This window comes from Acidithiobacillus sp. (assembly GCF_023255755.1).
Lineage (GTDB): Bacteria > Pseudomonadota > Gammaproteobacteria > Acidithiobacillales > Acidithiobacillaceae > Acidithiobacillus.
The window spans coordinates 1-8,472 of the sequence record NZ_JAGDVS010000190.1 but is presented as its reverse complement, the minus strand read 5'-3'; the positions used below and the strand labels follow the sequence as shown (position 1 = coordinate 8,472).

The 8,472-nt window shown below is 58.1% G+C and carries 7 protein-coding genes and 1 pseudogene; 7 read left to right on the top strand and 1 reads right to left on the bottom strand.

Annotation, left to right across the window (positions count from 1 at the left end; translation table 11 throughout):
* The 7 genes from Q0C48_RS13450 to Q0C48_RS13420 form a co-directional block, all read left to right on the top strand.
* On the top strand, window positions 1-313 hold a 313-nt coding region (locus Q0C48_RS13450), incomplete at its 5' end, for a hypothetical protein (RefSeq protein WP_291525187.1).
* Window positions 314-798: 485 nt separating this feature from the next.
* A complete protein-coding gene (locus Q0C48_RS13445) occupies window positions 799-2,244 on the top strand; it encodes an ATP-binding protein (RefSeq protein ID WP_291525185.1) in 1,446 nt (481 codons plus the stop codon).
* 48 nt (window positions 2,245-2,292) lie between these two features.
* The gene (locus Q0C48_RS13440; protein WP_291525183.1) at window positions 2,293-3,300 is read left to right on the top strand and encodes a sigma-54 dependent transcriptional regulator; all 1,008 of its coding nucleotides are present in this window, start codon (window positions 2,293-2,295) and stop codon (window positions 3,298-3,300) included.
* A gap of 26 nt (window positions 3,301-3,326) precedes the next feature.
* Entirely contained in the window at window positions 3,327-3,665 is a 339-nt protein-coding gene (locus tag Q0C48_RS13435) for a helix-turn-helix domain-containing protein (RefSeq protein ID WP_291525181.1), read from the top strand.
* A gap of 364 nt (window positions 3,666-4,029) precedes the next feature.
* Entirely contained in the window at window positions 4,030-5,112 is a 1,083-nt protein-coding gene (locus Q0C48_RS13430; RefSeq protein ID WP_291525179.1) for a TQO small subunit DoxD, read from the top strand.
* Between the two features lie 318 nt (window positions 5,113-5,430).
* A complete protein-coding gene (gene dsbD, locus Q0C48_RS13425) occupies window positions 5,431-7,356 on the top strand; it encodes a protein-disulfide reductase DsbD (protein WP_291525177.1) in 1,926 nt (641 codons plus the stop codon).
* A gap of 48 nt (window positions 7,357-7,404) precedes the next feature.
* Entirely contained in the window at window positions 7,405-8,001 is a 597-nt protein-coding gene (locus Q0C48_RS13420) for a thioredoxin fold domain-containing protein (RefSeq protein ID WP_291525175.1), read from the top strand.
* Window positions 8,002-8,004: 3 nt separating this feature from the next.
* Here the strand turns inward: Q0C48_RS13420 and Q0C48_RS13415 are convergent.
* Window positions 8,005-8,472, bottom strand: a pseudogene (locus tag Q0C48_RS13415) (tRNA uridine-5-carboxymethylaminomethyl(34) synthesis GTPase MnmE); the annotation flags it as partial.

Genomic DNA, 8,472 nt, shown 5'->3' with positions numbered 1-8,472 from the left:
ACAGCGTCAAAGGAATCGGCTCATGTTGGTCAGTGTATACCCCCTGCGCGTGCGTGGGCGACGCCTCAAGATCGAGGCGGCCAGACAGCGGGTTCCGGCCAAGGGGGATCTGCGCACCTACCAGGATCGGTGTCATCTGGTTGCCGTGCTGGAACCCGCCATGCCGAAGGATGAAAGAGCTTTGCCGCCATTGTATGATCCCAAGCTGGTGCTTATCAGCCCACAGGCTATCCGGCTGATGGGATTCGAGAGAGTCGGGGAAGGTGAGGACGCCACCACCTATATGCAGGAATGGCTGTGCGAAACGGGGTGATGGTTCAGGCGCTGCTGAGAGGATCCGGTAACGGTTTTCAGGGTCCGTCATGGGGCACCCCAGCCCGGCGACAGGGGCCGTAAGCGAGCGCGTCGCATGCCCAAATCTGCGCCCAAATTTTGCCCAAGTGAGGTCGGGAAATGGCGGGAAATGGCGGGAACGAGAGGTTGGGCAAATCGCTGATAAACTTGGGCAAATATGCGTACCAGATTGTATTTATTAGTACATATTTGCGAATCATAATCCGCGTGTCCGGGGTTCGAGTCCCTGAAGCGCCACCAAATAAATCAGCTAGTGATAAATCTCTTCTTGGCAATCCCAGGCACACAGGCACAGATTCAGTACAGTACCGAAACGGTCGAGAGGATTTCTGTCAACCGAGGTTTTCCATAACCGCCAACGGCGTCACTCACGCCTTAGCTATCTGGTCTCTGCCGTATTCATCCGGCAGCTCACTGAAACTGAATGGGCCGACTGAAACATGAGTGTCCACTTTGACAGCACACCTCAGCCGCGCCATGGCCCTTAATTTCTGGCGCCATCTCAGCCTGCGTGCCAAAAGTATGATCTTTGTGCTCATGCTCATAGCTGGCATCTATGGAACGATTGTCCTGTTTATTTTTACCGCCGCCGAACAAAATGTGGAGGTGCGGATTCATAGCGAAGTTCTCCATCTCAGCCGAGGACTTGCCCGCGATGCCGCTGGCCCTCTATTACTCAAAGATGGGAGCGCGCTGCTCAAACTCATTAAGCGGGTCGAGAGCAATCCGCTTATCCGCCATGCAATCATAATAAATCCGCAAGGCGTAATAATCGCGAGTACACAGTTGACCGCGATCGGTCGGCAAGAACCAGGGTCACCACGCTCGGGGCGCGAGAAATTTACCACCCCCATCCGGGTTGGATCGCACATGCTCGGTTATGTCAGCCTGCATCCCAATAACGACACCATCCAAAACATGGTGGATACCCGCATGGACCTTGCGATCAGGCGTCTTTCCTTTCTTGGCATGATCACGGCTTTCCTTGGCCTCATCGGTGCATCGCTGATCGGCAAGGCCTTCACCCGCCCCATCCTGCGCCTCTCGCAGAAGATGGCAGACATGGAGTCGCGGCTCCATGTAGACGGTTTCTCACCATATCCCCCCGCTCCGGCGGATGGCGACGAGATGATGCATCTGGAGGAAGGCTTCAAGAGGCTGGAACAACGGCTGCAACAATACCTGATGGAACTCAATCAGTTACACCGGAGACAACAGGCGATGCAATGCATGGCCACGATTGGAGAGATGTCGGCCCAGGTGGCTCACGAGATCCGCAACGCCCTTTCGTCCTTGCGCGGTGCAGCGCGATACCTGGTCCGCTACGAGCAGCCGGTGAACCGACAAGATTTCATAAATATCATCGAAGAGGAGGTCCAGCGACTGTATGACATGACCCAGGGGTTCCTGGATTTCGGGCGTCCCTACCATATACAGCTCACAGAAGTATCTGCGTTGGAGTTGCTCTTACGCAGCAGCAAGCGGCACGCGACGGATCTCGAGGCCAAAAATGTTGCCCTTACTATAGATTGCCTTCCATCCCTGCAGGTCGTTGTCGATCCCCAGTTGCTGGAGCAGGCGATCAGCAACCTGCTGCTCAACGCTGTCGAAGCCTTGCCGAACCACGGTGGCTGCATTACCTTATACGGTCGGCGCGAAGGCAATGGGCAATTCGTGACCGGGGTTGTGGACAATGGCCCGGGGGTACCACCGGAGCGAGTCAGCGACATTTTCAAGCCTTACGTGACAGGGAAGGCGAAGGGTAGCGGCCTTGGACTGGCGGTGGTCACCAAGATCATGATGGTTCACGACGGCCAAGTGGAATTGCGCCAGCGGGATGTGGGAGCGGAATTCGCGCTCTGCCTGCCTCCGCAGTGTTCTGATCGATGACCCACGCATCGGTATCGTCATTTTAGGGGTATTGAAAAAACCATCGGCATGCCATCCCAGAAAATTCTCATCGTCGAGGACGAAAAAAATCTGCGCAGTGTACTCGCCGCCATCTTGGAGGCCGAGGGCTTCTCGACCATACAAACCGAAAGGGCAGAGGAGGCGTTGGCCGTCATGGCCAGGGAACTCCCCGTCCTGGTCCTTACGGATCAGCGTTTGCCAGGGATGAGCGGCACCGAGCTGCTAAGGCACATCAAGGAACGCTGGCCCGAGATTCCCGTGTTGATCGCCACGGCCTATGGCGAAATCGAACAGGCGGTACAGGCCATCAAGGCGGGCGCGGAGCATTACCTGACCAAACCGGTGGACGAGGGGGAACTCGTCGCCATCATCCGGCAGGCGTTGAGTTGCCGGGGTCACACCATACTGCCCCACCGCCAGGACCTGCCGCGCCACGGCATTATCGGGGAGAGTCAGGGCACGCTCGAAATTCTGGAGATGATAAATCTGGTCGCGCCCGCTCCTTCCAACGTCCTTATTACCGGCGAGTCGGGAACCGGCAAAGAGTTGGTCGCCAGGGGGCTGCACATGGCCTCCTCCCGCGCCCGTGCCCCTTTCCTCGCTTTCAACTGCGGGGCCATCCCTCTGGATCTGGTGGAAAGCGAAATCTTCGGTTACGAGAAAGGTGCCTTCACCGGTGCGGTGCGGTCTCAGGCAGGGAAATTGGAAATGGTGGGCGCTGGGACGCTCTTCCTGGACGAGGTGGGCGACATGCCACTGGCTATGCAGGTCAAGTTGTTGCGCACCTTGCAGGAGCGGGAATACACCCGCCTCGGCGGGCACCAACCCCTGCCCCTCGCGGCCCGCATCATTGCTGCAACCCATGTGGACCTCGCCAAGGCGGTGGAGGCGGGCCGTTTTCGGGAAGACCTGTATTACCGCCTGAATGTCATCCCGCTGCACATTCCACCGCTGCGTGAACGGCGCGGAGATATCACTTCTCTCGTACGCTTTTTTTGCAGCGGGTATGCACAGACCTGGGGCGGCCCGAAGTAGAGATAGAGACTGCAGCGTTGGCCGCTATGAATGCCTATTCGTGGCCCGGTAATATCCGACAGATTGAGAATCTCGTCGAGCGGTTGGTGGTGCTGAATCGGAGCGGCACCATACTTGCGGCCGATCTCCCGAATGAGATGCGTATCGCGGAAGCGGAAGCGGAAAGAATACCCCCCATCGGCGGGATTTATGACCTTCACGCTTTAGAGCGCGAAGCGGTCGTTTCGGCCTTGAACAAGACCCACTTCAACCAAAGCCAGGCCGCCATTCTGCTCGGCATCAGCCGCAAGCAACTGCGCACCCGCATGAAAAATCTCGGACTAATCAGCGACCACGAGGATTTGCAGGACGGCGAGAAAATATAATTCTGGCATTTGGATGGTCGCCTTGGGACGACTTGCTGGCCCTTTTGGCACAATGTCACAGCCAAGCTGCGCCGTTTGGTTCATTCGTGCCCCGCCTTGATAATCTCCGTTACAAGAATATTAAAATAAAACAGCCCCCTGCCATCCCCATATGGCTGGCACGATACCTGCTGTCGGTATGGCCGCAGCCTCATGCACGGGGTGAGAATCGACTTCATTACATAGGTGGCCAGGGCCAGCTTGGGGATTTGGACCCGATCACGGGCCATTCCGCAGGGGTGTGACGGGATTCCTCTGGTAGGGGGCGCAGCCAGGCCGTGTGATGGATCGCTCCCATCCGAATTTAGGCCAAACAGGAGGTTTCATGGCAACCACAATGTCAAGCACTGCCCCACAAGACTCGGCCGATCGCGGCTGGCGACTCGCCGCCATTGCCCTGCTCGCAGTTCGCTTCGTCCAGGGGTGGATTTACTGGGGCGGTGGCACCCGACGCTTCATCTATGGTCCGCAAAAACTCGATGTACACGGCCATTGGATGGCTTACAAGTTCCAGACGGCCATGCCTGGAGCGCTACTGGGCACAGATCACCTGGTCGCGTTTCTACTTCACCACTTCACCCTCCTCTATGCCGGTGTGATCATTTTTAGCGCCGTAGAAATGATCGCCGGTTTTATGTTGATCGCCGGTCTGTATATCCGGCTTGCTGCTGTAGCTACCATTGGGCTGTCCACGGTGCTCATGCTCTTGTTCGGCTGGCAGGGGGCCACCTGCATTGACGAATGGACTATGGCCGCATCTAACTTTGCCATGGGCGTCACCCTCTTCCTCGCCGGAAGCGCTTCGTACTCGCTGGATAACTGGCTGCTCTCCCGATACCAAGGACTAGCAGCGAACGCCTGGTTTCGCTGGCTGGGCGGTAGCCTACCCCTGCCCTTGAGCGATGGGGCATTCAAAAAACTGGCGCTGGTTTTGTTTTGGATCGCGGTGGTCTTCATCGTTGCCACCTACAGTTATTACCGCGGTTCGGTAATCACCCCTTTCCATGGCGGCCCGGTAAGTCCAGCCAAGCACCACTGGAAATTAGATCATGGCATCCTACAGAACGATGGCAGCATAAAATTCCACGCCTATGTCAACGCCGGCGTGGCCGCGGAACCATCCAATGTGCTCGAAGCTGCGCTGGTCGACAGTAAAACCGGGAAGGTGGTGGAGAGGTGGAATAGTGCTGCTCTATCTGCCTTGCCAAAAAGCGCTTTTGTGAATGATTTTGCTTACCAGCAAATTCACACCGGGAAATTCGGAATCGCCGGACCTGTCGGTGCGCAAGCCATGATCCACCTCCCGCCAGCGACTCAGAATATGGCACCATTGCCGCAGGGCTCCTACATCCTGCATCTTGAATCGGTGAATGGGCATATCTGGACACTGGGCCTGCAGCGGCAGTAGTAGCTGCTCAGGTTTTGGTTAAACCCAGAGCTTGGCGGCGAACAACGCCGGGAGGGCCACCATGCGGTGCTTACCGATTGCATCGTGGGCGGGTGCCAGCCCTGGATGACATCGCGCAAAGGTCATGCGTCGGCCCGGTTTGAACGGAAGGCAGGTCGGCATCGCAAGGGGACTATCGCTTTGTTGTTGCATCTGTATCCTCCAAGTCTTTATCCTCCCTGATTGAAAGGTTTTTCCATAGGGAACTATCCAGCATCCCGTAGCTCCAACCTGTCCCACAGGGCCGGGTTACGGAAACTATCTTCAGAAGGAATATCCATGAAGCGTCTAATCTGGGCACGGATTGTACCGCTCGTGCTGCTGTTTTTGGTCATGCCCGTGGCCCAGGCGAGTGCTCTTTTCGCAAACCCTTCCTTCCTGCCTGAGGCAAAAGCCTTCTCATTTCACGCGCGGATGGCGCCACACCATACCCTGGTGGTTCAATGGATAACTGCGCCCGGCTACCACCTCTATCGTGACCACATCCATCTCGAAGTCTCCCCCAATACGGTCCACCTGACCCCTTACACGCTGCCTCCCGGGAAATGGATGACCGTCCCCGCCGTGGGGCGCTTGCAGGTCTATGAAGGCACCACCACCCTGCGTGTTCCATTACAGTTTACGGGCACCCCCCCGAAGGCCGTAGTCGTCACCAGTCGCTTTCAGGGGTGCGCCAACGCAGGCGTCTGTTATCCGGAAATGACTAAAACCCTCGCGCTGCCAGTGACCACGTTCCCTGGCGAGGCGGTTCCAGAAAACATACCCCCAACAGCGGCGTTACCGTCTCCGGCCGCTACATCATCATCCGCCGGCGCATCAGCAGCGCAACCCGCTGCTGCACCGATGGCAGGTGTTGCAGGTGTTGCAGGTGTTGAAGCGCAGTTTTCCAGTGGCTTGCAAGGAGGACAACCCTTTTGGACGCTGTTGCTCTTCTTCCTGGCGGGGCTGGGTCTCGCCTTCACGCCCTGCGTTTTCCCGATGATTCCCATTCTTTCGGCACTGGTGGTAGGCCATGGGGATGCGGAGGTTCACCCCAGGCACGCACGGCGTCATGCCTTCTGGGTTTCGCTGTTCTACGTCCTGGGCATGTCGCTGACCTACACCATAGCCGGTGTTCTGGCGGCTTTGACGGGTTCCTATCTGCAGGCCGTCTTCCAGAACCCCTGGGTACTCGCCGGGTTCAGTGCATTGTTCGTCCTGCTCGCACTGTCCATGTTCGGATTCTACGAATTGCAGATGCCGACGGCCATACAGTCGCGCCTTTCCCAGTATGGCAAGGGGGGCCATTTCCTCAGCGCCCTGGTGATGGGGGTTCTTTCGGCGTTGATCGTGGGCCCCTGCGTGGCGGCACCGCTCGCGGGTGCCTTGCTGTTCATCGCCCACACCGGCAACGTGGTGTTGGGCGGGCTGGCACTTTTCCTGATGGGTCTGGGCATGGGTGTGCCGTTGCTCATCATCGGCACTTCCGCCGGGCATTTCCTGCCCAAGACCGGACGCTGGATGAACGTGGTCAAGGACGCCTTCGGCGTTGTGCTGCTCGGTGTCGCCATCTGGTTTCTCTCGCGGATACTCCCGGGGTCCGTCACCCTCGCCTTGTGGTCTGCGCTTGCGGTCATCACCGCCGTATTTATCGGGGCTTTCTCGTCTTCGCCCCCGGGCACTGCTGGTTGGTCCCGATTCTGGCAGGGCGTAGGGCTGCTCCTGTTTGCCTACGGTCTGGCGCTGGGCGCGGGGGCACTGGCCGGGGCCACCCGGGTTCTTGAACCATTGGCGCCATTTACGAACCGTGGCCAGGTCCCAATGCCTGATCGTCACCTTCAGTTCCAGATGGTACATAGTCTTCCCCAGTTGCAGGCAGCGCTGGCGGCAGCCGATGGCCGCCCCGTGCTGGTGGACTTCTGGGCGAAATGGTGTGTGGAATGTCATCGTATGGATGTGACCACCTACGATAATCGTCGGGTGGAGAAGGCGTTGCGGCCGCTTACCCTGATCCGGGTCGACATGACCGCCAGTGATGCGGCATCCCGGGATCTGCTTCGCCAGTATCACCTCTTCGGTCCCCCTGCGGTGCTGCTCATCAACCCGCAGGGCGCCATGGTCGCGCAATACGAGGGGTACGAAGGACCCGACACCCTGCTGCAACATCTGCATCAGATGCTGCCAACACCGTCCTCGGATCCTTCACCATTTACCGCACGAAATTGACAGGAGCAACAAAGGATGTTGAGGAATGCACCGAAAAGGAAGCCACTCATGAATTTATCTGGAAAGCTGTCTATCCGCTGCCTACTCGGATGGGGCATTGCGATGGCCGGTATATCTTCCGCCACAGCGGGCGATCTTCAGCCCAACAAGCTGACGCCCGAGACTTTGTGGAGCCAGATTTTGGCCCACCGCCTCACTTACATCCAGGAAGGGCACCGCGGACCCATTATATACGATTTTCAGGATCCCAATTGCCCCTACTGCCATGTGCTCTACGACAACGAGGCACCGCTCATTGAGGAAGGCAAGTTAACCGTGCGCTATGTCCCCGTGGCATTTCTCACCCGGTATAGCCCTGCCGAGGCCGCCGCATGGTTGCAAGCGCCGCATCCCGTGGCTGCACTGAAGCATTTCGAACAGATCGTGGAAGGCGCGGTTCAAAGCGGAGGCTATGCGCAGTTGCCGCAAGCCAGGTTGAGTACCAAAACCGCCACGGATCTCCATACGAATCTGGGTATCATGCAAGCCTTGGGGATCAGGGGGACGCCCGCCGTTATCTATCAAATGAAGAATGGACAGCTCGGCCTCATACCTGGACTGATCAGCAAAAAACAACTTATCGCCTTACTACCGCAGTTGAAATGAACTTTATTTCCCGATACAAAAGCGCGAAAAAATCTCGCCGAGAATATCTTCCACGTCCATACGGCCGGTGATGCTGGCCAGCGCCACTGCGGCTTCACGCAGGGACTGGGCGACCAGTTCGGGGGCATCCCCCAGGCGGTGCATGTCGCGGGCGGCGACGAGCTGATGCAAACAGCTTTCCAGCGCCTCGACATGGCGACGGCGGGCGCTGAAGGGGCAACTGTCGCCCTGTACGCCGAGTGCTTCAATCAAGCTGCGGTGTAATGCCTCGAGGCCTGCGCCGGTTTGGGCGGAGAGGGCGATGGCCGCCTCACCCGCCGGGGTGTCGGGCGGTGCAGAAACCAGATCCAGCTTGTTCCAGATGATACGGCGCGGTCCTTCCGGCAGGTCGCGCAGGATGGTTTCGTCCTCCGCCTGCCATCCCGTGCTCGCATCGGCCACTAGCAGGATCAGTTGCGCACTGTGCAGTAT

What these genes read in the sequence shown, in the direction of transcription:
- Q0C48_RS13440 (WP_291525183.1), top strand. Translation starts at nt 2,293, where the DNA reads ATGCCATCCCAGAAAATTCTCATCGTCGAGGACGAAAAAAATCTGCGC.
- Q0C48_RS13420 (WP_291525175.1), top strand. Translation starts at nt 7,405, where the DNA reads ATGAATTTATCTGGAAAGCTGTCTATCCGCTGCCTACTCGGATGGGGC.
- dsbD (WP_291525177.1), top strand. Translation starts at nt 5,431, where the DNA reads ATGAAGCGTCTAATCTGGGCACGGATTGTACCGCTCGTGCTGCTGTTT.
- Q0C48_RS13435 (WP_291525181.1), top strand. Translation starts at nt 3,327, where the DNA reads ATGAATGCCTATTCGTGGCCCGGTAATATCCGACAGATTGAGAATCTC.
- Q0C48_RS13430 (WP_291525179.1), top strand. Translation starts at nt 4,030, where the DNA reads ATGGCAACCACAATGTCAAGCACTGCCCCACAAGACTCGGCCGATCGC.